The organism is Streptomyces caelestis, from assembly GCF_014205255.1.
GTDB classification, from domain to species: domain Bacteria; phylum Actinomycetota; class Actinomycetes; order Streptomycetales; family Streptomycetaceae; genus Streptomyces; species Streptomyces caelestis.
The window spans coordinates 61,087-83,296 of record NZ_JACHNE010000001.1 but is presented as its reverse complement, the minus strand read 5'-3'; the positions used below and the strand labels follow the sequence as shown (position 1 = coordinate 83,296).

Genomic DNA, 22,210 nt, shown 5'->3' with positions numbered 1-22,210 from the left:
GCTTGCGCAGTCCGACCTCTGGGTGCCGGGCGCACCTGCCGTCATTCTTCGGTCGCACCGCTCTTCGGCCGTCAGGCGGAGCCGAGTTCAGCCCGCAGAGCGATCCTCGGGGGCACCCCTGGCTGGGATCTTCATTACTGAACGGGCTGGCCACCAGCCCACCGAACCCGAGGACCGCATATGCAGCCGCTCGTGCAGGTCGAAGAACTCACTGGCGCCCACCCCGGACGACTCCGCGCCGTATGGCGGGCGGCCCACGAGCCCGTTGCCGGAGTGTCTCGGCGGATGCAACTCGTGGCCTACGCTGTGCCGTTAACCGTCCTGCCATCGAGTATCTGGCGGCTCCCGGCCGCGTTCGACGACGGGATCGGGATCAGTGAGCGGGCGTACGTTGTCTTCTTGTCGATCATGTCCGAGGTTTTCGCGTTCACCGCGATCGGTCTGATCGCCCGCTGGGGCGAGGTGTTCCCGCGCTGGGTACCGTTCCTGCGCGGCCGCAGGGTCCCTACGGAGGTAGCGGTCATCCCGGCCGCCGTCGGGGCCACGGTCCTCACCCTCCTGTTCACCGTCCTGTTCATCGCCTCTGAGATCAGGGGCACCACGATCCGAGGCGACGACCTGCCGGCCGGCTCCCCGGGCCAGGCCATGAGCTGGGAGGCTGCCTGGTTCTATCTCTGCTACGCACCGCTGCTCCTTTGGGGGCCGCTGCTAGCCGTGCTGACCGTCGCGTACGGGAAGCGCCGTCGCGCGGCCGAGAAGGTGCCCGCGGCGGCGTGAGGGCCGGAAAACGGTCGTCTGCCGACGCTCGCCTCGGTGATCAGGCATCACAGAGGCACTCACCCAAACCTTGCTCAGCTTCGTCATCCATGACGTGCAAAGTGCACCAGAAGCATGAACCGGCACCGGGGAAGGGCCCCTTCCTCCGGCAGCGTTGCTCGCTCCCACCAACAAAGCCACCCGCCCAGGGATGCCCGGGCCGGGGTGAGGAGGCCGGCGAGGTTCTGCCGGCCTCCTGCGTGAGGGTGGTCGTGTGGCCGGTGTACTGAAGGCGCCCACGGCCCTCGTACCGGCCGAGCAGCAAACTGGGCGGAGCAGGGGCGGAGCAGCCAGGGCGCCGCTGACCGCGTCGACGATCGCCTCGGTCGTCTCACGAACGACACAGTGCCCACGGCGCCGACAGCCTTCGCGCGGCGAACAGCGACTCCAGTGCGGCCCGGTGCCGTCGGTACGGCCAGGTCTTCGTGTTCGTCCCGGACAGCCGGAGCAGGTCGAACGTGACGAAGTGGGCCGGCCACTCGGCAGCCGCCCGAGCCGCGCCGGCACCAGGCCGGGCAAGCCGGTCCTGCAACCGCTCGAAAGCGAGCCGCCCTTCCTCCCGCACGCCCAGCTCGCCGTCCAGCGCGGTCGCGTCCCGCACCTGCGCCGCGCCGGCCACAACCTCCGGAAACGCCCGCCCCAGCTCGGTGCCGCGCCTTGAGCGCAGCACCACCTGCCCGGGTCGCCCGGATCCGGGAGGACTACGAACGCACTGGGTCCGGCACCGCCGCCGTGGCCATGGGTCTGGAACGCATCGGGCGCATGGTGACCGCGACCGCCGTGCTGATCTCGATCGCCTTCCTGGCCTTCCTCGTATCGGGCATCACGTTCGTCAAGGCATACGGCATCGGACTGCCGCTCGCCGTGCTGGTGGACGCGACGGTCATCCGCGGTGCGCTCCTGCCGGCAGCCATGCGGCTAGGCGGACAGGCGATGCGGTGGACCCAGGCCCCCCGCGTCGACTGCACGCGCGCTTCGGCATCAGCGAATCGGGGGAGCCCGCCCCGACGGCCCCTCCGGCCGACACCGCACAGTTGGCCCCCAGATAAGTGGGGATGAGTGGAAATACGCCTGAGGGGTGACGCGGTGAAGAGGGTCGTGGATGAAGCTTCCGCTAACAACGACACATGCCAGGGAGCTGGCGTGGAGCCATGGGACCGGGCCGGGCGGCTTGCGGCGTACGGGGCGGCGCTCTCTTTGACGCCCTACCTGTTGATCAAAGTGGGTTGGGTGGCCGGTTCACTTCTGGGCCTGCTACCGGTCGGTGCCGGCTTCTCTTGGGCGGAGTGGGTAGTACTCAACGCCGCCACGATCGCCATGGCGGGGATCGGCATCGTAGTGGCGCTGGCTCTGGTGCGGCCGTGGGGGATGCGCCTTCCGGGAATGCCGCTGATCTTCTGCGCGTGGGTGGGGACAGGATTTCTGGTTCCGGTGCTGCCGTACGCGGTGCTTACGGCGCTGTTCGGGACTGACGGTGGCGGAAGCGAGGGCAGTGAGGACGGGCCATCCATGCCGGAGTGGGAGGCGGCCCTGGTCCAAGCGGGGTTCGTTGGCATGGGTCTGGGCCTTGCCGTCGCGCTGCCGGCACATCTACGGCGACGCTGGCCGAATGCGTTCGCCGGACGCGTGGGAGACGACGGGGGCGGCTCGTCCCGGGTGCCGCCGTGGGCAGCAGTCGTCGGAGCGGCGATTGCACTGGTTTGGTTGTACTGGGCCGCAGGCGGTACCGCGGGCATCACGCGTCCAGCCGGACGGGACATCGGCTGGCACCTGCTGGGGGGCGTCCTGGGACTGTGGGCTCTCCTGGCGTCAGCTGCCTACTGGAGCCTGGTGTCCGGACGTCCCGCGGGCTTGCCGCGCTGGGTCCCGGCCGCCCTCGGCTGGCTCGGCTCGGGCTCGTTGTTCGCGTGGAGCGGCTGGAAGCTGCCGCTCACCGTGTATGTGGCGCTGACCAGACCGAGTGATGCCGTCTGGCCGGAGAATCTGGCTGTCACGACGGTGCTGCACCTTGCGGCGGTGGGGGTGGGCGCGATGATACTCAACGGGGTTGTTCGGCGCCGGTGGGGCGGCTGACGGGCTTGATGGTGAGGTTGAGGTGCTGTTTTGCCCAGTCGGCAAGCTTCCCGTGTGGGCGGAGTCGGCCCACACGATTGCGCCGGGACGGGCAGGCCCGCCAGGCCGGCCTCGGGCTACGCCGCGGCCGCGGCGCGTTCGAAGAGGGTTGCACCGACAGGCGGCTGAACCGTTGGTTGGGCGGTTGCCTCCAGCGGGGGACCGAAGGTGGGAGCCCCCCCCAAAGAAAGGGGAACTCGCAGCTCTCACATGAGGTCCTTCGCGCTCCCCCAGTCCGTCGCGGCCGACATCTTCGACGGAGCGGCGAAGGCGCCGTTGCCGTCACCTGCCCACCACCACAGGGAGCCGCTCGCGTCGACGGCGGCGAGGTCGCCGCGCCGGTCGCCGTTGAAGTCGCCGGCGAAGGCCTTGCTCACCGGGCCGAAACCGGCGGCGGGCCATGCCCGTACGGTGCCGTAGTCCCAGTGGCCGTCGCCGGACCCGGGCTGGATCAGAAGCCGCCCGTCAGGTACGTGCTCCGCCACGTCCATACGGCCGTCGGCGTTGGAGTCCAGCGTGATCACGCTCCCCTCGAAGGCGTGCTCGGTCATGTGCGCCCCAGGGACGTACTCGCCGTCGCCGTTCCCCCGCCACCACCACAGGACCTCGGTCTCGGGATCGAGCTCCTGGATTCCGCAGGCGGCGAGGATGTCACCCTTGCCGTCGCCGTTGACGTCGGTGGAGACGAAGTCCCGGCAGCGTGGCGGGTAGCCCTCCGCGAACACGCCATGGGCGTGTTTGACGTCATCGGTCAGCGGCAGCGCCGGGCCGGTGACTCCGCCGTCACCGTTGCCGGTCCACCACCAGATACGGTTGTCGCCGTCGACGGCGGCGACATCGCCCCTGCCGTCGGTGTTGAAGTCGGCGGGGAAGACCTGCTTATAGCCGTTGCCCCGGCCGTCCGACCAGATGAGCCGCTTGTCCGCCAGGGTGCCGTTGCCGTTGCCCGGATGGAGGGCGAGGTTGCCGTCGCTCTGGAGGGCGACGACATCGGTGACGCCGTCGGAGTTGAAGTCCTGCGGTGCGACGAGGCCCGGCGTGACGTTGTGCACGTTGCAGGCGGGCAAGCCGGGGAAGGGCACGGAACCGGCCCCAGTGATCTTGTCGGCCGGTACGTAGCCCCAGCCCTGCCAGCTCGTCCAGCCGGTGGACGTGTCGCCCTTGACGTAGTACCAGATGCGGTTGCCCGCACCATTGGTGTCACCGCTGCGCCAGCACACGAAGCCGTGCGGTCCCGCCAGGAGGCGGCCGGTGACCTGAGAGGCGGCGTACGGCTCGATCCGGACGTCCGAAGCCTGCGCCTCGCAGCTCATCTCGGTGTGGAAGGCGTTGCCGTCGGGGTCCTCGTACGCCACCTGGTCGCGCAGGAAGCACTCCCCGTTGTACGCGATCTCGACCGTGAGGCTGGCCGTGGCCACCTCGAACCTTCTGATGGTCTGTGTCGGCGGCGTCTCGGCGGCGGCCGAGCCCCGCAGCCCCAGGTCCACGATGGTGGTGCCGGCGCGGGCGGCCGCCTGCGTCGCGCCCAGGGCGTTGAAGGTGAGCGTTCCGGCCGGGCAGGCGGCCGAGGCGAGTTTCGTCTTCCACTCCGCCTGGTTGTTCCACGTGGTCGCCGGTGTGGCGCGTCCGGTGTGCCACAGCTCCACGGTCGAGGCCGCGCAGTCCCCCGTGTACCAGGACATGTCCTTGAGGGTCAGGGAGGCATTCAGCACCTGACGGCCCGCCAGGTACGGTACGTCCATCTGGAAAAAGGCGCGTTGGCGCGGGTAGGTGCTGCCGATCTGGTATTGACCGGTCTGGAGCTCGTGCCCGTACATCCAGCCGGACCGGGTGGGCCAGTAGGAGGACAGCTGGCTCCAGGCCGACGCCTTTTTGCTGAACGAAGGGTCGACGTACACCGGGTAGGAGGTGTCCGGGTCCGTGAGCAGCCTCTGGTCGGGGACCACGGCGAGGCCGCCGGCGGTGACCTCGGTCTCCATGACCGCTTCCTTCTTCGGCCCCTTCGCGCTGTCCCACATCCGCGGCGCCGGGCCGGAGAAGACCGTACGCCCCTTGGCGTCCACCGCCTTCAAACCCTGGGTGCCGTCGCCGGTGACCTTCAGCCCGTTCGCCTTCAGCCCGAAGGCGACCTTCTTCAGCTTCGGGTTCTTCGCCGCTTTGGCGTCCTTGACCACCAGCAACTGCGAGAAGCCTTCCACCTCCGCCGTGACCTGGAGATCGACCCCCGGCAGCACCTCCGCGTAGGTCGCCACGGGGCCGGCCAGCTTCGGTTTGGGCAGCTCGCCGGGCCAGCTCATCTCCAGCACGTGCCGGTCGTCGTTGAGCCGCACCATCGGCCCGGCCCCGCCGTCGGAGAGCTCCAGCCCGGCGGCCGCGGCCTTCGGCGCCACACGGCCGTCACGGGACACCAGAGCGGTGTCCACGGGGACCCACTCACCGCCCTGCTTCACCCGCACCGGCGTCATGTGCTGCGTGACCGTCAGCGTGCCGGAGGGATTCACATACGTCTCCGACGATTCCGTCCGGTTCTCCAGCACCTCCACCGGCTTGCCGGACGCCCTCGCCTCCGCCAGCGCGGAAACCGCCGCCTGGTGACCGGTACCGCTCCTGTCCGGCTCGGCCGCCGATGCCGCGAATCCGAGCGTTGTCAACACCACCGACAAGGCGGTACAGGATGCGACGATCCTGCCGTGCCGCCGCTGTGGCAGACCCTTCGGGGCCATGTTCTCCACCCGTTTCTCTTCGGATTCGTGCAGGACGGACACCGAGCCGGACTCCGGACTCGTCGCGCGCTTACATGAGGTCCTTCACGGTCCCCCAGTCCGTGGCGTTGTTCATCTTCGACGGGGTGCCGAACGATCCGTTGCCGTTGCCGGGCCACCACCACAGGAAGCCGTTGGAGTCGACGCCCGCCATGTCGCCCTTGCGGTCACCGTTGAAGTCCCCCGCGAACACGTGGGACACCGTGCCGAACGTGCTGCCTGGCCAGTTGGTCGGCGTGCCGGTGCCGTGCGTCGAGCTGGACGCGCTCGGCCCCGCCTTCAACTGCAGGACAGTCGGGGAGAACAGGGTGCTGACGTCCATGCGGCCGTCACCCGTGATGTCCAGGGCGGAGAAGGTGTCCTGCGTACGGGCGGCGTAGGAATACTCCCAGCCGATGCCGTTGCTGTTGTTCTTGTTGACGCCGCCGTCTCCGTCGCCGGGCCACCACCAGAGGCTGTCGTCGTTGTAGTTGCCCTGCTCCGAACCCTGACCGCAGGCGGCCATGATGTCGGTTGTGCCGTCACCGTTGAAGTCGGCGGCGAAGGCGACACGGCACGGGTGGTGCAGACCGGGATTGAAGTAGGCCTGCGTCTTGTACCGGTTGTCCATCAGCGGCCGACGCGTGTCTTCGACCCCGCTGTTGCCGTCGCCGCGCCACCACCAGATGACGGTGTCGGCGAAGGCGCCCACGTCGCCCATGCCGTCCGCGTCGAAGTCACCGGTGAAGAGGTTCGTGTAACCGGTGCCCCGTCCGTCGGTCCACAGCATCCGCTTGTTGGCGAGGGTGCCGTTGCCGTTGCCCGGGTAGAGGGCGAGGTTGCCGTCCGGCTGGAGGGCCAGGACGTCGGACAGTCCGTCGGAGTTGAAGTCCTGTGGGGCGGCGATACCGGGGGTGGTGGTGTGCACGCCACAGGCGGGCAGCCCGGGATAGGGCTCCGTTCCCGCGCCCGTGATCTTGTCAGCGGGGACGTAGCCCCAGCCCTGCCAGCTCGTCCAGCCGGTGGACGTGTCGCCCTTGATGTAGTACCAGATGCGGTTGCCGGCGCCGTTGAGGTCACCGCTGCGCCAGCACACGAAGCCGTGCGGTCCGGCCAGCAGGTTTCCCGTCTGGGCGCTGCTGTTGAACGGCTCGCTCCGCACCGCCGTGGCCTGGCTCTCGCAGTTCATCTCCTTGGTGAAGGCGTTTCCGTCGGGGTCCTTGCGGTCCACTTCGCTGATCATGAAGCACTGGCCGTTGTAGGCGTACTCCACGCTGAGGGACGCGGTCATGGGGTACACCCACCGCCAGCCGAATCCCTTCTGCTTCTTCTCCACGGCGTCGGTGGTCCGCACGCCGAAGTCGACGATGCTTCCGCTCTTGGCGGCCGCTTGCACGGCGGCCAGGACGTTCTGGGTGATCTTGTCCCCGACGCAGGAATATGTGGCTATCTTCGTGTTCCAGGTGGGCTGGTTGTTCCAGGTGGTCGCGGGCGAGATGCGTCCGGTGTGCCAGAGTTCCAGGGGAATGGTGGTGCATTCGGGGCTGGTGCCGAGTTCGCTGAAGGTGAGCGTCGCCTTCGTCACCACGCGCGTCGCATTCAGGTTCGGCACGTCCATCTGGAAGAACCCGCGGAACCCGTTGGGCGCGTTGTTGTAGTACCAGTACCCCACGGAGATATTGGTCTCGTCCCGGTCGTTCCATCCGGACGCGTTGGGGTACATCTGCTCCACGTCGGTCCAGTTGGACATCCCCACCGTGAACGAGGGGTCGACGTACACCGGATAGGCGGTGTCGGGGGCGCTGAGCAGCTTCTGGTCCGGGACGACCGTGATGCGGCCCTCCGCGACCTCGGTCCCCATGACCGCCCGCTTCTTCTTCTCGCCCTTCGCGCTGTCCCACATCTGCGGCGCGGGGCCGGAGAAGGCGGTGCGTCCCTTGGCGTCGACCGCTTTCAGGCCCTGCTTGTCGTCGCCGGTGACCTTCAGCCCGTTCGCCTTCAGCCCGAAGGCGACCTTCTTCAGCTTCGGGTTCTTCGCCGCTTTGGCGTCCTTGACCACCAGCAGTTGCGAGAAGCCTTCCGCCTCCGCCGTGACCTGGAGATCGACCCCCGGCAGCACCTCCGCGTAGGTCGCCACGGGGCCGGCCAGCTTCGGCTCCGGCAACTCACCGGGCCAGCTCATCTCCAGCACGTGCCGGTCGTCGTTGAGCCGCACCATCGGCCCGGCCCCGCCGTCGGAGAGCTCGAGTCCGACAGGCGCGGCCTTCGGCACCACGCGCCCCTCACGGGACACCAGAGCGGTGTCCACGGGGACCCACGTACCACCCTGCTTCACCCGCACCGGCGTCATGTGCCGCGTGACCGTCAGCGTGCCGGAGGGATTCACATACGTCTCGGACGACTCCGTGCGGTTCTCCACCACCTCCACCGGCTTACCGGACGCCCTCGCCTTCGCCAGCGGGGAGACGTTGACGCCTTCGGGCGGGGCCTTGTCGGTCTCGGCCGCCGACGCGGCGTAACCGAGCGTTGTCACGGCCATCGCGAGGGCGGCACAGGAAGCCATCACCCTGCTTCGCCTCGTCGTTCGTGATGTTCTGGGTAACACCGATCACACCCGTTTCAGAGTTGAACTCACTGTGGGAAGCGGAGCCGGGTGCCGGCGATGCCGGCAGGTGCCCGACCCCGCACTCATGGAAGCGACCGGGCCCGTCAGTACCACGGGCACCGCAGAAGCCCCAGGTAGGGTGCTGAGTGCCGGCGGGTGTCAGCAGGCTGCTGGCCGTCATGGCGCCCCACCCCTCGCCTGGAAGGGGGGCATTCGCCGTGTCGCCCTTCGTGTAGTACCAGACCGTGTTGCCACCCACGTGGGGATGGCCGCGGGTCCAGCACAGGAAGGCGCTGAGCAGGGAGGTCTTCTTCCCGGCCAGCGGGCTGTCGAAGGACGCCCGTCAATGGACGTCGCCCGCCCTGTTGTCGCAGTAGACGTCCGTGCGGAAGACGTTGCCGAGCTTGTCCTGGTGCAGGACGTTCTCCCGCAGCTGGCAGCTGGCAGGTGGCGGCGTGGGCCGTGCCGGTGGTGAGGCCGGTGGCCATCATGGGCAGCTCAGGGCGGCGACCGCGAGAGCTCGGCTGAGCCCACGATCGGCAGCGTGCCCCTCCGCGGCCCGGTGGCGTCGGCAGTGCCGGTCATACGCATGGTTTCTCTCACTCTCATCCCCATGAACACTTTCTGAGTCCCGGGAACGGCGCCTTGGCGGTGGCCAGGGCGCTCGCCGGCATGTAACCCCAGGCCTGCTGGCCCGGGTTGTTCACCACCACGTCGCCCCGGGTGTAGTAGCAGACGCTGTCCTTGCCCGCGTGCGGGGCGCCGATCGGAGTGCGGTGAGCTCTCCCGGATGGCACATCCGGGATCGGCCGAGGCCGCGGGAGCGCTTGCGGTCGCGCTCGTCGCGACAGCGAGCACGGCCGCGGGTAGCAGGACCCGGAGACTGGCGATCTTCTTCACGATTCAGCCCTCTCGATGAGGCAAGGCTGAGCCAGCGTGCCCCACTGCTCTGACGCAGCCCTGACGTACCGCTGCCGGTGTCATGACGCTGCGGTCCGGGCGCCCGCACCCGTCAAGCCGGTCGCTCCGCTGGTTGTACTCGCTGCACATCGCCGACCGACCAACGGTGGAACACGTCCCAGGCACTTGAGGGCATCCGATGGCCAAGCAGCAACGAGCGCGACGCACGCGCCGGGCGATCCTCGACTCGGCGGCGTCCTTCTTCGAGCGGGACAACTGTGCGGGAACGGGCATCGACGGCATCGCCACCGCAGCCGGGATACGAAGGGTGCCGTGTAGTTCCACTTCCCACCAAACGCGATATCGCGACCGGAGTGCTGGCCGAGTGCGACTCCACGGCGGAGGGCATCCTCTCCATGCTGCCCGCGTGTGGCCTGCCGCCGCTCCAGGTCCTCATCGACGCTTCGCACGTCCTGGCCCACAGGATCTGCCACGACGTCTGCACCCGGGCCGGCATCACACTCTGCCTGGAGCGGGGGCACCCCCCTGCCGGCAGTCCCCACCGGCCCCATGACGTGGCCCGACGACATCCGGAAGCTGCTCCGACAGGCGGCGGAGCGCAGGGAGTTCCGGGAGGGGTGACGGTCGAGGCGGCGACCGCCCTGGTGCTCTCCGCGGGCGCCGGGGCGGAGCTCCTGACCTCGTTGCGGGGCAGGCGGCTGTCTCCCCACATGGTGCCCGCGATGTGGCGGCTGCTCCTTCCGGGGTTGATGCCGACCGACGCCTGCCGCCGCCTGAGGGCCGAGGGGTCACCGCCCGTCGTGTACGGCCTCCAGCCCCCCCACTCGCCTCACACGCCGTTTCCTGAGACACAGAGCGCCCGCCCGTTGTGCGGCCTGGGCACCACACACCCGAAGGCGCCCGGGCGGACCACGTCCGCTCGGGCGCCTTCGGGTGTGCGTTACCGCTGGGGGTGGCCGGGCCGTCAGGCCCTCGCCCGCTCCATCTCCCGTACGACCTCGGAGATCCGGGCCCGGGTGGAGACGCTGACCATGAAGTCGGTGAAGCGGCTCGAATAGATGTTGCGCGAGGTCAGCACCTGCCGGTGAAGCCAGTCGACCTCGACGTCGTCGCGGTGCACGGCCATGCCCTTGTTCTGGGCGTGATCGGGGCTGTCGGTTTGTCAGCCGCCGTAGCTCCGGTCGTCCTTGCCCTGGGCGGAGGATGCCTTGCCGAGCCCCGGGTATGTGCCGCGAGCATCGCGGAGATGGCGACCGGTGGTGCGTCCGGCGGAAGCGCGATTGCCGGCGGCGCAGCAATATCTGCAGGAGCCAAGGGGATAAACCTTACTGCTACCGGAGATAGGTTCGGGGAGTACGCGTCAAAGGCGAGTACGTGTCAAAGGCCCTAAGCGAGGAGGGGTAAACTGACGTGATTATCCGCGATATTAAGCATGGCTTCGGACCCACCGTCGCGCGTGGCAGAAGGGAACCAACATAAGTCACCGGACGCTGGCCAAACTCGTAACAGAATCCAAACTACAATGGAGGGCCCGTCCGGCTGCGCTCCTGTGAGACTGGAGCATGCGATGCAACGGCTGCACCGGATCAGCCGGCGAGGAGGTCGGCGACCTCCCGGCGGATGTACGGCAGGTCGGTGTGCAGCGTGCCGGGGCATGCGGTGCTCGCCCAGTCGCGATGTCCGCTGAGAGCCGGCACGGTCCGGACGGCGGTGCTGGCGGGATTGCGGTAGAGCACCTCGGCCAATGGATCCACCCCGTGCCGCCTGGCGAGTTCGGCCAGGAGCCGGGCCAGCGAGATGCGCGCCGCCGGGGTTGCGGACTGTCCGGTCAGTGTGCCCAGCAGGGCGATTCCGACGTTTCCGGAGTTGTATTTCTCGATGTGGGCCGCGGTGACCAGGCGTCCCGCTCCATCGTGCGCGGGTGATCCGTCGGTGCCCGACCAGCGCCCCTCGTAGACCTGACCCTTGTCGTCGATCAGATAGTGGTAGCCGATGTCACCGTCCTTCGCGGCCTTCTCGCGGTAGATCGCGCGCACGCGCGCGGCCGGGTCCAGGCCGTCACCGCCGTCCGCGGTGTGGTGAACCGTCAAGGTCTGGACGGGGTAGTACGCGGGGGGCCAGATCTCGGTCCCGCCGGCGCCGTGGCGCAGAGCCTCGTCCGCTCCCCACTGCGCCCGGGACAGCAAGGGGTAGGCGGCTGCCGAGGTGGCTGCCGAGGTGGCTGCCGAGGCCGGGCGCGCCGTCGCCCCCAGCAAGGCCGCGGCGCCAACGGCGCCGAGGAACAGCCGGCGCGGTACTGGGGGAGTGGGGCGTCTGGTGCCCGGGAGGTCATGGCGGTCCGAGAGTTCCATCCTGTACGTCTCCCTGTCCATTTTCGTCCTGTTCGTGCTGGAGGATTGCTGCGATGTCAAAGGCCGTACCGCGCCGGCCACGGTCCGGACCATCGCCACGACGGTGACGTGAAGCCGGCCCAGTTGGACAACGGACCGGGCCGCAGTCCGCCGCGGGTCCGGCCCCGGAGGCTCGATGCCCATCATCCCGATCACGTTGGCGGACCGGTCGAGCTCGGCCTTGGTTCCCGGTTCGGGATGCCTCGGACGGCGAACCACTCATTGCCTTCAGGGCAAGGGGGTCCTGTCCGGATTCGGATGCTCGATCGGCACCGGGTCCCGCCGGAACACGGCCCGCTGTCGGCGTCCCCGAGAGGAGGACGGGCAGCGGGCCGTGTGTGCGGCCGGCGGAGGATCAGCAGCGGTGGGTGCCGGCGAAGTCCCAGAACTCGGACTTGGTCGCCGGCCCCGCGATCCCGTCGACAGCGAGGTCGGCGCCGTGGAGGTTCAGGTACTTCTGCAGCGCCTTGATCGTGTTGGGGCCGACGATCCCGTCGATGGAATCGTTGTAGTAGCCAAAAGTGGCGAAGAAGTTCTGCGCCGCCTTCCAGCTGTTGGTGCCCAGCTGCCCGTCGATGGTGCCCGGGGAGTGACCCCTGTCGCGCAGCAAGCACTGCCAGCTCTTCGCATGGGCGGTGTCCAGCCCCAGGTTGACCACAGCGAGCGGGGCGACGGCCTCCACAGTCGCCGTCCGCGCCGAGGACTGCGCGGGCACCGCGAAGCTGGTGCCCGCCCCCGCCAGGCCGCCGGCCGTGAGCGCGGCAACGGTCGCGGCGGTGACACACGCCCGCTTCATGATCTTCGATCGCATCCGGAAAACCTCTTCGTCTCGTAGATCACCCCAGTGCTGCACCGGGATTCGAGACCACCTTGTCAGCCCGGTCCGGTCATTCACACACTCTTACGTGCTGGCGTAAAAGCCGAGGTGAAGGAGGGGAATTCGATGCTCCGTATCCATTTCACGGATGCCGGTCAGCACGCGTTCCGGTCGCGTCCGCGCCCACGCCGCGCTGCTCGCCGAACTCGCCCGGCTGGTCCCGGCCGCCTGCGTCGACCAGCTGGCGTTCGCGGCCCGGCTCGCCGCCGTCCCGAGGCCACTGCCGACCTCGCCGCGTTCCTCACCCGCGCCACCGAGCCGGCCGGCGCTGAGGGAAGCCGGGCGTGAACGAGCGTCAGGACCACGGAGTGGTCGTCACCTGTGTCCTGTGACACCGAATCTTGACCGTTTGCCACTGAAGATTGACCGACGGCCCGCGCGTGCAGGATGTGGCAATGGAGAACGAAGTGCCGTTGTCCGGGGGACACATCACTTCAGGTGTGGTTAGGGTCGGCGATACCGTCGGCCAGCCGGCGCGTCGTCCGCGTTTGTCACCGAACTGCTCGGTGACCTTCGACGGCAGGGTTTCACTGGCGCTCCGCGTCATCTCGGGTTCGACAGGGCCGGCCGCGAGATCCTCAGTTACCTCCCCGCCGGGTGCCCGCCCGCTTCCAGCGCTGGACAGCCCCCAGGCGGTTGCCGCCGGCTCCCTGCTCCGCGCCTTCCACGACGCCACCCGCTCGACCGCCTGACCGGTCGGCACCCCGTCGTCTGCCACCACGACCCGGGGCCGAACAACACGGTCTTCGCAGACAACGTCCCGGTCGCCTTCATCGACTTCGATACCGCCGCCTCCGGTGATCCGCTGGAAGACCTCGGCTACCTGTTATGCAAGCGGAACATGTGTCCCGGTGTTCTGTGTCTCAGTGATTGGCCGGCGAGCCAGCTGCCCTGCGCCAGGAGCTTCGGTGGACCCAACCCATCTGCAGGTCGGGTCCACCGTGCTGCCGTTCACGATGCTGCGGTTCTGCTGCCAGGCCGTCGATGGCTACCTCGCCGGCCTTCACCTGCGCGCCTCGATGATCTGGATCAAAGATCTCACCCGGACAACCCATTGATCACGACCCGATATGCGCCCTAGCTGTCGGTGCACGAGGGCCAGTGGTCTACCGCCCACTCCGCCCAGCCCGGCCAGCCCGCCGGCGGGCTGGGAATCTCGCCGCCATCGAGTTCGTCGGCGTCAGGCACCTGGAACTGCTCCCGCCATTGGTCTACGTCGGCCTCGCTCATCGGAAACGTCTGATGCGGTGTCGTCGCCTGACGATGCGCGATGCGGGCGAGCTGGACGTCCTTAAGGAACACCGCGAACAGCTCGACACGATCGTCGCCAACCTCCGGGACATGCACGGCTTGCAACCGCGCTTCGAGGAGGTCGTCCACCACGACGACAACGACGCCTGCGGCAGAGGCTCGCAGCCTCGGCGTGACCGCGTCCGCACCGCCGGGCGGTGGCGTACGTCAGACGGTGACGTCGGCCCCCGGATCCGGCACCGTCATGGCCCAGGCCCCCATGGCCTCCAGAACGTCGCTCAGCCCCTCACCGAGAGGGGTCAGCTCATACACGACGCGCGGCGGGATCTCCGCGTACGTGGTGCGCGTCACGATGCCGTGCCGCTCGAACTGGCGTAGCCGACTGGTCAGGGTGTGCGGGCTGATACCGGGCAGGGCCTCGCGCAGCTCGGTGAAGCGATGCGGGCCATGCAGCAGTTCACGCACGATCAGAGTTGCCCACGGGCCGTTGAGCAGAGTGAGGAACCGGGCGACACCACACTCGGGCAGACAGGAATCAGTCATGTTTTCAACGGTAACTCCGTTAGTGCAGTTGATGTAAGTGATGTATCGCATGCACTAATGGGTTCATGACCTACGTGATTCACGGCGCCACCGGCGCCCAGGGTGCCCCCGTCGTCGCCGCTCTCGCCGCCGCGGGCAAGCCCGTGACCGCTCTGACCCGCAACCCGGACACCGTCGTGGACGGCGCAAGCGTCGTAGCCGCCGGATACTCCTCCACGGAGGCACTGGCCGAGGTATACCGCGGTGCCCACGGCGTGTTCATCCACCTGCCGGTCACCTCGGAAGAGGACCGCCAGACTTACGCACGCAACATCGTCGCCGCCGTCCGAGAGTCCCGCCCGGCCCGCGTGGTGTTCTCCACCAGCGGCTCCCCGACCGACCCCGACATCGGCGGCGCGGCCGCGATCCTGCTCAGCGGCCTGGCGGACAGCGGGGTGCCGCATGCGGTGATCGCGCCCACGCTGTACCTGGAGAACCTGCTCATGCCGTACGTCCTCGACACGGTCCGCGAGCGGGGCGTGCTGCCCTACCCGATCCGCGCCGACTTCCCCGTCTCCTGGGCGTCCCACCTGGACATCGCCGACGTCGTCGTCGCCCTTTTCGACCGCCACGACGTCACCGGTGTGGTCTCCGTCGGCCAGTACCCGGCGATCACCGGACCGGACCTGGCCCAAGCCTTCGGCGCTCACTTCGGCAAGGACGTGGTCTTCGAGCCGATCACCCCCGAGCAGATGCGCGCCTCCGTCGCGCCCGTGATCGGCGAGGGCCCCGCCGCCGACGTCGCCGGCCTCTACCAGGCCATGAGCACGCTGCCCGACCGCTCGATCGCGCCGGAGGACTCCGCCCAGAAGCTGCTGGACATCACCCCCCGCACCACGGGCCAGTGGCTGGCCGACATCGGCCTCTGACCGCAGTCACTGTCGGCTTCGGCCGAGTTCCGCAGGCAGGACGTGGCAGGCCGCCGTACTCCGTGGACGGCCTGCCACGTTCGAAGCCGTCCGGGTCCTGTACTTCATCACCGCGCTGGCCACCGTCGTGGTCGTCGCGTACATCGAGGTCTAGCCGCTGAGGTGGAGTCCTAGGTGCCGTCCGACATCAAGCAGCTCACCGTCGGCCGACAGCTCACCGGGCTCCGCCACGTGCTGGACTGCCCCGCCACCACGACAACGCTCCGACAGGGCCCCGCAGGAACTCCAGGCCAGCCGGCCTGGCTCGCGCTCCTGTGCCCGCCCACTGTGAGGCCCTGCCCGGGTGGCCCGGGACCACGGTCGACGCCGCAGCCGCACGATCCGCCGCACTCCACTCCGGCAGCCGGAGCCTGATCCAGCGCCGGAAACGCCGGCCAGGTCGGTCACGCACGAGACGGTGAGACGGCTCGCCCGCGTGTCACCCCCGAGGGGCCGGGGGCGGGGCAAGCAGGGATCGCCGTGCCCTCACGGCCGTGGCCGAGGGGCGAAGCGCGCCTCGGCGTGGCCGCTTCGTACGGTGATCTGCTCCAGGAGCCGGCCATCGCGGCGGACGTGCCGGGAGATGGGACCGTGCACGATGGTGAAGCCGTCTGGGCGGGCGGATACCTGGTGCTGCGAGACCCGTTCGAGCACATGCTCCAACTGGCCGCGGATCACGCTCAGCCGCTCGGGCTCGGACGCCATGGCGAAGTACACGCAGTCACGGACCGCCGTGCGACACACCATCCCGGCCACGTCGACGTGGCGCAGTTGGCGCCACACTCGCAGCGCGCTCCCGCTCTCCGGCTGGCCTGGCCGGATCTCCCGACCAGGCCAGGAACGGCGTTTTGACTTCCTTGCGGCGCTTCTTCGCCGCCCGCTGTGGGGCGCGATGTGGGGCGCCGGCGCGGTCCGCCGATACCACCCCGACGCCCCCTGCGCCACACCCTGACCGTGCCCGCCCCGCACCCCACGTCGGTCTGTCTGGCGTCCCGGCGACAACCACCTCCTCGTCACCACGGCCAGGTACGGCGTGCAGAACCCGACCGTGCCTCCGGCGCGGTGCTCAGCGTCCCGTACCGGTCAGGGGAGTGGCGGCCTGTTCCTGGCGCGGCCGGCGCTGAAGACGCCCTCCGAGTCCTGTCAGGCGGGCCCGGCTTCCGTGAACTGGTTGGTGTCGAAGAGCCGGTTGATGTGGCCGCCGAGTTCGGACCAGTGCTGGCCGGAGAGTTCGGCGGCGGCGCGGGCGTCGCCGCCGGCGCAGACGTCGACGAGCCGGCCGTGGTGCTCGATGGTGTTGCGGCCGCCGAGGAGGGTGGAGAACTTCCGGTAGAGGATGCGGTGGATCTGCGGGTGGAGCTGCTCGACGATCCGGCTGAGGACGGGGTTGTCCGCCGCCGCGATGGGGACGGCGTGGAAACGGTCGTCGGCGGCGAGGGCGGCGTCGGTGTCGTTGGCGGCGACGGCCCGTTCGAAGTCCCGGTTGGCCTCGCGCATCTGCTGAAGGTCCTGCTCGGTCATGACCGGCACGGCCGTCTCGACGGCGAGCTGGTCGAGGGAGCGCAGCACGGCGAGGGTCTTCTCGACGTCGCGGCGGTTGAGGGTGGTGATGCGTGTGTAGACGCCGGGCTTCGCCTCGACCAGGCCGATGTCCGCGAGCCGGGCGAGCGCCTCGCGTACCGGGGTGCGGCTGAGCCCGAGGCGCTCGGCGAGTTCACCGTCCTTGACCTTTTCTCCTGGGGCGAGTTCTCCGCGCACGATGGAGTCACGCAGGCGGTGAAAGACCTCGTCGCTGAGGAGGCGGCGGGAGACGGGGCTGTCGAGTGACATATTGCGTACAGTACATCGCCCTAGGCGGCCTCTCCGGCTGTGGCCCCGTTTCTGACCCGGCGGACGAGTGCCTGGGCCAGGACGAGCGCGGGGTCGACGAGAGGAACGTCCACGGTGTCGGCGGGCAGGCCGAGTGGGATCTCGGTGCAGCCCGCGATCACCGCCTGGACGCCCTGTTCGACCAGGCGCCGCGCGGCGCGCTCCAGGGTAGCGGCCGCGCCGTCCCGGTCACCGGCCTTCACCGCACGGATGCCGGCCATCACCTCACGGTCCTGGCTGCCGGTGTCGGGCAGCACGAGGCGGATCCCGAAGCGGTCCAGCCACTCCTGGTACAGGCCCGCGCGCAGGGTGCCGGTGGTGGCGAGCAGTCCGGCGGTGCGGATGCGAGGGGTCACGGTGGTGAGGTGCCGGGCGACTTCGCCGATCATGTGGACGATGGGCAGGCCGACGTGGTCGGCGATGCGCGGGACGAAGGCGTGCGCGGTGTTGCAGGGGATGGCGATGACGGTGGCCCCGGCCTCGCGCAGGACGCGGCTGCCGTCGAGGAGCCAGGGCGTGGGATCGGGGCCGTCGCCCAGCAGGGCGTCGGTGCGGTCGGGGATGGTGGGGTCGGACCAGATGACCGTACGGAGGTGGTCCTGGTCGCTTCTGCCCGGAGTCATCGACACCAGCTTGGCGTAGAAATCGGCGGTGGCCGCCGGCCCCATGCCGCCCAGGATGCCGATGATCTCCGAGGTGGGAGTGGTCACTGGGCGGGTTCCTTCGTCAGGGCCGGGGCATCGGCCTCGGCCGGGCTGCCGGAGGTGTCACGCCCGCCGCGTTTCGTCTCACGCCGTTTCTCTGAGCTGTCGACGACGGCGGCGGCGAGCGAATTGCCGATGACGTTCACGCCGGTGCGGGCCATGTCGACGATGAAGTCCACGCCGAGGAGCAGGGCGATGCCTTCGGCGGGCAGCCCGACGGAGTTGCCGGCGGCGATGAGGACGACGATGGAGGCGGAGGCGACACCGGCCATGCCCTTGGAGAGGATCACCAGCACGCCGACCATGAGGAGCAGCGCGGGCAGGGAGGTGTCGGCGCCGTAGGCGTTGGCGAGGAAGACCAGGGCGGCGGCCTGGTAGAGGACGGAGCCGTCGGTGTTGAAGGAGTAGCCGAGAGGGACGACGAACGAGGTCGTCGAGCGGCTGAGGCCGAACGCCTCGAGCTTGCCCATCAGCGGTGCCAGGACGGACTCGGAGCTGCGGGTGACGAAGGCGATCCCGGCCAGCCCGGCGATCGACTTCATCAGCTCGACGTAGCGGATGCGGTAGAGCGCGGCGATGAGCGGGAACAGCACGCCGACGACGATGGCGAGGCCCGCGTAGACCACGGCGATGAACCCCAGCAGGCTGCGGAGGTTGCCGAAGCCGTAGTAGGCGACGTCGTAGGAGATGAAGCCGAGCACGCCCAGCGGCGCGACGCGGATGACGTAGCCGACGACCTTGAACATCACCGCTGCGACGGACTCCAGGACGGAGGCGAAGGGCTCGGACTTCTCCCCGATGGCGGCCATGGCGACGCCCACGAGGAGGGCGAAGACGATCGCGCCGAGCAGGTTGCCCTCGCCGAACGCGGCGAAGATGTTCTTCGGTACGGCGTGCAGGACCAGTTCGTGGAAGTCGATGCCCTGGCTCATGCCGTCCAGGTCCTTGGCGTCGGCCCCGTGGACGGGAGCGCCCTTGCCGATGCCCGTGAACTTGGCCAGTCCGACCGCGATCAGCAGGATGACGGTGGTGACGATCTCGAAGTAGAGGATGGCCTTGCCTGCGATCCGGCCGACCTTCTTGACCGACTCCATGCGGGCGATGCCCAGCACGATGAGCGGGAAGACCAGCGGCAGGACCACGACCTGCACCAGGTTGAGGAACACCTCTCCCAAGATCTTCATCTGCTCGCCGGCCGACGGGGCGAGGGTTCCGATCAGGGCTCCCAGGCCGACGGCGATGACCGACTGGACTCCGATCGGCATCCGCAGGCAGCGCCGCCAGAAGGCTGAGGGCCGGGTCGCTGGAGTGTCTGTGCTGGTGGGGTAGGAGTGAACGCGATTCATGATGCTCCTGCCATGCAATATATTGCGTTCTGCGTGTTGGCCGGTAACACTGATACCGGAAGCAGCGGCCTGTCAAGGGGCCGCAAGGACGAGGAGCATTCAGATGGCGCCGACCACACGCGTGGAACACGACCTGGTGGGGGACAAGGAGGTCCCGGCCGACGCCTACTACGGCGTGCACACGGTGCGGGCCGTGGAGAACTTCGCGATCACCGGGTCGACCATCGCGCAGTTCCCCGACCTGATCACCTCACTGGCAGCCGTCAAGCAGGCGGCTGCGCGGGCCAACCGTGACCTGGGCCTGCTGCCGCCGGATATCGCCCCGGCGATCATCGGAGCCTGCGAGGAGATCGGCTCCGGCCGGCTGCACGAGCAGTTCGTCGTCGACCCCGTCCAGGGCGGCGCCGGCACCTCGACGAACATGAATGCCAACGAGGTCATCGCCAACCGGGCCCTGGAGATCCTCGGCCACCCCCGCGGCCGCTACGACGTGATCCATCCCCTCGACCACGTCAACCTCGGCCAGAGCACCAACGACGTCTACCCCACCGCCGTACGTCTGGCCCTGGTCGCCTCACTGCGCCGGCTTGGCTCCGGCCTGGGGGCGCTGGCCACGGCCTTCACCGCCAAGGCGACGGAGTTCGGAGACGTCCTGAAGATGGGCCGCACCCAGCTCCAGGACGCCGTCCCCATGACCCTCGGCCAGGAATTCACCACCTACGCCGTCATGATCGAGGAGGATCGCCAGCGCCTGGACGAGGCCGCCGCCCTCCTGCTGGAGTCCAACCTCGGCGGCACCGCGATCGGCACCGGCATCACCGGCCACCCTCGCTACGCCGAACTCGCCTGCCGCCACCTCGCCGACATCAGCGGCGAACTCGTCCGGCCCGCGGGCGACTTCATCGAAGCCACCCAGGACTGCGGCGCCTTTGTCCAGCTCTCCGGCGTCCTCAAGCGCGTGGCGGTGAAACTTTCCAAGACGTGCAACGACCTGCGGCTGCTGTCCTCCGGCCCGCGCGCCGGGCTCGGCGAGATCAACCTGCCGCCGGTGCAGGCCGGTTCGTCCATCATGCCCGGCAAGGTCAACCCGGTGATCCCCGAAGTCGTCAACCAGGTCGCCTTCGAGGTCATCGGCAACGACCTGACCGTCACCATGGCCGCCGAGGCCGGGCAGCTCCAGCTCAACGCCTTCGAACCCGTCATCGCCTACAGCCTGTTGCGCTCCCTGACCCATCTGCGCGCCGCCAGCGACACGCTCACCACCCGCTGCGTCCCCGGCATCACCGCCAACCGCGAACACCTCCACGACACGGTCCACCGCTCCATCGGCCTGGTCACCGCGCTCGCCCCGCACATCGGCTACGCCGCCTCCACCACGCTCGCCCGCCGGGCCCTCGCCACGGGACGCGGCATCAAGGAGCTGGCTACGGAGACGGGTCTGCTCACGACGGAGCAATTGGACACGATCCTGCGCCCGGAGAACCTCACCGGCCGGGCTCCGCTGCCGGAGGTTCTGACCATGGAATGAGGGAGGGAGACCGGACAGGGTGAACTGATCGTTAAAGCGGCCGGTATGAGTCCTGGCGCCCAGCATTCCGACGGTCCCGCCGCCCAGTCGCTTCGTCAGGCCGGCCGGATTGCCCCACCGCTGCTCCCACTCGCGCAGGTTCGGCAGGACGTGGAGCCCCGTCAGGCCGTGGTGGGCGATGGCCACGGCCGTGTCGTTGAGCAGGCCGGCGTCGAGGTCATGGCGGGCGCGGCCGAGCACGCCGAGGACCGGCGTAGGGGGCAGTCCGCGGTCCTTGGCCGCCAGGTCCGTGGCGATGTCCGCAGTGCCGGGGGAGCGTGTGGTACTTGACGAGGTCCTCAAAGGGCTGGAACGGATCCTCGTCGGCCATCAGGTTGATGACAGGCTTGGCCGCCAGTCCCGGGACGCGTTCTCACAGCGGCTCGGCCGCCACCGATGAGTTGTTGAGAGGACCGTGTGTGGCTCGCCGACTGCCGCCGACTCCACCGCCGCTACGAACGCAAGGCGGAACACTTCCTCGCCTTCGCCGGCATTGCCGCAGCCCTCATCTGCCACCGCCGACTCGTCCGTGTGGACGGGCAGGACCAGTCAGCGTGAGGCTCCGACACTGCTGACCCAGACAGCGAAGGGCCGGATCTCCGGCTCGGTCTCGGTCTGCTCCGAGAGGCGCTGCGCGTCGTCCGGGTCCGACCAGGTGACGTAGCCTGGCTCGCTGTCGGCCTGAAATCCTTCGACGATCGGACCGAGGTCGTCGGAAGCCACATAGGTACCGCTGAACGGCAACGCATTCGGGGGCACGGAACCGGTCGAGCATCGTAGCTGCCCTGCCTGTTCGTCGTGCCACACGTAGAACGTCGCTACCCCAGGAAAGCCCAGACGTGAATGCGTTCCCGGATGGCGGCAGCAGTCTGCTTGAAGGCAGCCACCACCTCGGTGACGGACAACGAACTCCTGTCCTCGTCAGCCGCACCCAGCGACCAGGTGTTGGTCTCCCACTCCACCCGCAGGTCAGCCGGCTCCAGCGCCAGAGGCTCGTCCGCCACCTCAGAGATCCACGTCAACAGCACCCCAGCAGTATCCCTGCACAGCTCGACCCGAGAACCAACAAAAGAAACGACGTCATAAGAGCGCCTGAGGCAGGAACGGTGCCCTCCGGCCGGTACGACGAAGCCTCCGGCGATTGCCGCGGGCTCGGGTTGGTCGGGCGGCGATGGGTGGCGGCGGGTGCTCTTCAGTTGCTGCTGAGGGAGGACGTCGGGGTGGTGTTGGTGCGTGTCTTTGGTGGCATGAGAAAACGGACCGCAGAGCGTTGACACTCCTGTGCCGGCCGGAGCCGCTTCCCCTCTGACGGGCACTCGGCAACAAAGCTCGGCCGTTGCTCCCGCTTGGCGGGAGTGAACACTGATCGGCTTCTTATCGCATGTGAGAGACGTGTGGCGTGGCCTGCATGATGATATCGCGCTGATCACCGCCGGGCAGATGTACCGCTACTTCCTGCGCCAGGTCCTCGTCGGCGACGGCCGCCGACCGACCGCAAACCACTCAAAAGGCGCAGCAGGA

General features: G+C 68.9%; 21 protein-coding genes and 2 pseudogenes. 8 read left to right on the top strand and 15 right to left on the bottom strand.

Translation table 11 applies throughout. The features are described 5' to 3' along the window. The first annotated feature begins 408 nt into the window (after positions 1 to 408). Positions 409 to 777: a hypothetical protein gene (locus tag HDA41_RS42580; RefSeq protein ID WP_376706757.1), complete on the top strand. Its 369-nt coding sequence runs from the start codon at positions 409 to 411 to the stop codon at positions 775 to 777. A gap of 370 nt (positions 778 to 1,147) precedes the next feature. Here the strand turns inward: HDA41_RS42580 and HDA41_RS40800 are convergent, their stop codons facing one another. After that, positions 1,148 to 1,486, bottom strand: coding sequence for an ATP-dependent DNA ligase (locus HDA41_RS40800; protein WP_230299787.1), 339 nt, complete (start codon positions 1,484 to 1,486; stop codon positions 1,148 to 1,150). Here HDA41_RS40800 and HDA41_RS00400 point away from each other — a divergent pair. Together HDA41_RS00400 and HDA41_RS00395 are read left to right on the top strand one after the other, a co-directional pair. Next, the gene (locus HDA41_RS00400) at positions 1,474 to 1,875 is read left to right on the top strand and encodes an MMPL family transporter (RefSeq protein WP_230299786.1); all 402 of its coding nucleotides are present in this window, start codon (positions 1,474 to 1,476) and stop codon (positions 1,873 to 1,875) included. The genes HDA41_RS40800 and HDA41_RS00400 overlap by 13 nt on opposite strands. A gap of 84 nt (positions 1,876 to 1,959) precedes the next feature. Further along, positions 1,960 to 2,889 carry a hypothetical protein gene (locus HDA41_RS00395; RefSeq protein ID WP_184979601.1) on the top strand — a complete coding sequence of 310 codons (930 nt, stop codon included), beginning with the start codon at positions 1,960 to 1,962 and terminating at the stop codon, positions 2,887 to 2,889. Between the two features lie 245 nt (positions 2,890 to 3,134). Here HDA41_RS00395 and HDA41_RS00390 read toward each other — a convergent pair whose 3' ends face one another. The 6 genes from HDA41_RS00390 to HDA41_RS00365 all read right to left on the bottom strand — a co-directional run bounded on the left by HDA41_RS00390 (position 3,135) and on the right by HDA41_RS00365 (position 12,396). After that, positions 3,135 to 5,585 (bottom strand): FG-GAP repeat domain-containing protein, encoded by a 2,451-nt coding sequence (locus HDA41_RS00390; protein ID WP_184979599.1) that lies wholly within the window; start codon positions 5,583 to 5,585, stop codon positions 3,135 to 3,137. A gap of 136 nt (positions 5,586 to 5,721) precedes the next feature. After that, positions 5,722 to 8,232, bottom strand: a complete 2,511-nt coding sequence (locus HDA41_RS00385) for an FG-GAP-like repeat-containing protein (RefSeq protein WP_184979596.1) — start codon at positions 8,230 to 8,232, stop codon at positions 5,722 to 5,724. Between the two features lie 647 nt (positions 8,233 to 8,879). Then, entirely contained in the window at positions 8,880 to 9,071 is a 192-nt protein-coding gene (locus HDA41_RS00380; protein WP_184979594.1) for a hypothetical protein, read from the bottom strand. A gap of 1,088 nt (positions 9,072 to 10,159) precedes the next feature. Next, positions 10,160 to 10,321 carry a hypothetical protein gene (locus tag HDA41_RS00375; protein WP_184979592.1) on the bottom strand — a complete coding sequence of 54 codons (162 nt, stop codon included), beginning with the start codon at positions 10,319 to 10,321 and terminating at the stop codon, positions 10,160 to 10,162. A gap of 460 nt (positions 10,322 to 10,781) precedes the next feature. Then, the gene (locus HDA41_RS00370; RefSeq protein ID WP_184979590.1) at positions 10,782 to 11,546 is read right to left on the bottom strand and encodes a peptidoglycan recognition protein family protein; all 765 of its coding nucleotides are present in this window, start codon (positions 11,544 to 11,546) and stop codon (positions 10,782 to 10,784) included. Positions 11,547 to 11,940: 394 nt separating this feature from the next. Then, positions 11,941 to 12,396 carry a peptidoglycan-binding domain-containing protein gene (locus tag HDA41_RS00365; RefSeq protein ID WP_184979588.1) on the bottom strand — a complete coding sequence of 152 codons (456 nt, stop codon included), beginning with the start codon at positions 12,394 to 12,396 and terminating at the stop codon, positions 11,941 to 11,943. Positions 12,397 to 12,961: 565 nt separating this feature from the next. Here HDA41_RS00365 and HDA41_RS42575 point away from each other — a divergent pair. Next, positions 12,962 to 13,240, top strand: a pseudogene (locus HDA41_RS42575) (aminoglycoside phosphotransferase family protein); the annotation flags it as partial. Between the two features lie 130 nt (positions 13,241 to 13,370). Beyond that, the gene (locus HDA41_RS40795; RefSeq protein WP_230299785.1) at positions 13,371 to 13,520 is read left to right on the top strand and encodes a hypothetical protein; all 150 of its coding nucleotides are present in this window, start codon (positions 13,371 to 13,373) and stop codon (positions 13,518 to 13,520) included. Between the two features lie 19 nt (positions 13,521 to 13,539). Here the strand turns inward: HDA41_RS40795 and HDA41_RS00355 are convergent, their stop codons facing one another. Both HDA41_RS00355 and HDA41_RS00350 read right to left on the bottom strand, forming a co-directional pair. Continuing rightward, positions 13,540 to 13,845, bottom strand: coding sequence for a hypothetical protein (locus tag HDA41_RS00355; RefSeq protein WP_221511375.1), 306 nt, complete (start codon positions 13,843 to 13,845; stop codon positions 13,540 to 13,542). Between the two features lie 75 nt (positions 13,846 to 13,920). Beyond that, positions 13,921 to 14,256 carry a winged helix-turn-helix transcriptional regulator gene (locus HDA41_RS00350; RefSeq protein ID WP_184979586.1) on the bottom strand — a complete coding sequence of 112 codons (336 nt, stop codon included), beginning with the start codon at positions 14,254 to 14,256 and terminating at the stop codon, positions 13,921 to 13,923. 65 nt (positions 14,257 to 14,321) lie between these two features. Between HDA41_RS00350 and HDA41_RS00345 the strand changes: the two genes are divergently transcribed. After that, positions 14,322 to 15,164, top strand: a complete 843-nt coding sequence (locus tag HDA41_RS00345; protein WP_184979584.1) for an SDR family oxidoreductase — start codon at positions 14,322 to 14,324, stop codon at positions 15,162 to 15,164. A gap of 525 nt (positions 15,165 to 15,689) precedes the next feature. Here HDA41_RS00345 and HDA41_RS00340 read toward each other — a convergent pair. The 4 genes from HDA41_RS00340 to HDA41_RS00325 all read right to left on the bottom strand — a co-directional run bounded on the left by HDA41_RS00340 (position 15,690) and on the right by HDA41_RS00325 (position 19,041). Further along, positions 15,690 to 15,986 carry a hypothetical protein gene (locus HDA41_RS00340; RefSeq protein WP_184979582.1) on the bottom strand — a complete coding sequence of 99 codons (297 nt, stop codon included), beginning with the start codon at positions 15,984 to 15,986 and terminating at the stop codon, positions 15,690 to 15,692. A 360-nt stretch (positions 15,987 to 16,346) separates the two neighbouring features. Beyond that, positions 16,347 to 17,033, bottom strand: a complete 687-nt coding sequence (locus HDA41_RS00335; protein ID WP_184979580.1) for a GntR family transcriptional regulator — start codon at positions 17,031 to 17,033, stop codon at positions 16,347 to 16,349. A 20-nt stretch (positions 17,034 to 17,053) separates the two neighbouring features. After that, on the bottom strand, positions 17,054 to 17,782 hold the full coding sequence (gene cuyB, locus HDA41_RS00330) for a cysteate racemase (protein ID WP_184979578.1): 729 nt from the start codon (positions 17,780 to 17,782) through the stop codon (positions 17,054 to 17,056). After that, the gene (locus HDA41_RS00325) at positions 17,779 to 19,041 is read right to left on the bottom strand and encodes a dicarboxylate/amino acid:cation symporter (RefSeq protein WP_184979576.1); all 1,263 of its coding nucleotides are present in this window, start codon (positions 19,039 to 19,041) and stop codon (positions 17,779 to 17,781) included. The genes cuyB and HDA41_RS00325 overlap by 4 nt, the downstream gene beginning before the upstream one ends. 184 nt (positions 19,042 to 19,225) lie before the next feature. Here HDA41_RS00325 and HDA41_RS00320 point away from each other — a divergent pair, with 184 nt between their 5' ends. Both HDA41_RS00320 and HDA41_RS00315 read left to right on the top strand, forming a co-directional pair. Next, positions 19,226 to 20,650 (top strand): aspartate ammonia-lyase, encoded by a 1,425-nt coding sequence (locus HDA41_RS00320; protein WP_184979574.1) that lies wholly within the window; start codon positions 19,226 to 19,228, stop codon positions 20,648 to 20,650. A gap of 346 nt (positions 20,651 to 20,996) precedes the next feature. Further along, positions 20,997 to 21,247, top strand: a pseudogene (locus HDA41_RS00315) (IS5/IS1182 family transposase); the annotation flags it as partial. Here the strand turns inward: HDA41_RS00315 and HDA41_RS40790 are convergent. After that, positions 21,239 to 21,448 (bottom strand): hypothetical protein, encoded by a 210-nt coding sequence (locus HDA41_RS40790; protein ID WP_230299784.1) that lies wholly within the window; start codon positions 21,446 to 21,448, stop codon positions 21,239 to 21,241. The pseudogene HDA41_RS00315 and the gene HDA41_RS40790 sit on opposite strands and share 9 nt — an antisense overlap. A gap of 59 nt (positions 21,449 to 21,507) precedes the next feature. Then, positions 21,508 to 21,717: a hypothetical protein gene (locus HDA41_RS40785; protein ID WP_260423308.1), complete on the bottom strand. Its 210-nt coding sequence runs from the start codon at positions 21,715 to 21,717 to the stop codon at positions 21,508 to 21,510. Between the last annotated feature and the right edge of the window lie 493 nt (positions 21,718 to 22,210).

Coding starts and splice junctions, on each gene's coding strand:
- HDA41_RS42580 (WP_376706757.1), top strand. CDS start 409: ATGTCCGAGGTTTTCGCGTTCACCGCGATCGGTCTGATCGCCCGCTGG.
- HDA41_RS00385 (WP_184979596.1), bottom strand. CDS start 8,232: ATGGCTTCCTGTGCCGCCCTCGCGATGGCCGTGACAACGCTCGGTTAC.
- HDA41_RS00375 (WP_184979592.1), bottom strand. CDS start 10,321: ATGGCCGTGCACCGCGACGACGTCGAGGTCGACTGGCTTCACCGGCAG.
- HDA41_RS00370 (WP_184979590.1), bottom strand. CDS start 11,546: ATGGAACTCTCGGACCGCCATGACCTCCCGGGCACCAGACGCCCCACT.
- HDA41_RS00365 (WP_184979588.1), bottom strand. CDS start 12,396: ATGCGATCGAAGATCATGAAGCGGGCGTGTGTCACCGCCGCGACCGTT.
- HDA41_RS00350 (WP_184979586.1), bottom strand. CDS start 14,256: ATGACTGATTCCTGTCTGCCCGAGTGTGGTGTCGCCCGGTTCCTCACT.
- HDA41_RS00345 (WP_184979584.1), top strand. CDS start 14,322: ATGACCTACGTGATTCACGGCGCCACCGGCGCCCAGGGTGCCCCCGTC.
- HDA41_RS00335 (WP_184979580.1), bottom strand. CDS start 17,033: ATGTCACTCGACAGCCCCGTCTCCCGCCGCCTCCTCAGCGACGAGGTC.
- HDA41_RS00325 (WP_184979576.1), bottom strand. CDS start 19,041: ATGCCGATCGGAGTCCAGTCGGTCATCGCCGTCGGCCTGGGAGCCCTG.
- HDA41_RS00320 (WP_184979574.1), top strand. CDS start 19,226: ATGGCGCCGACCACACGCGTGGAACACGACCTGGTGGGGGACAAGGAG.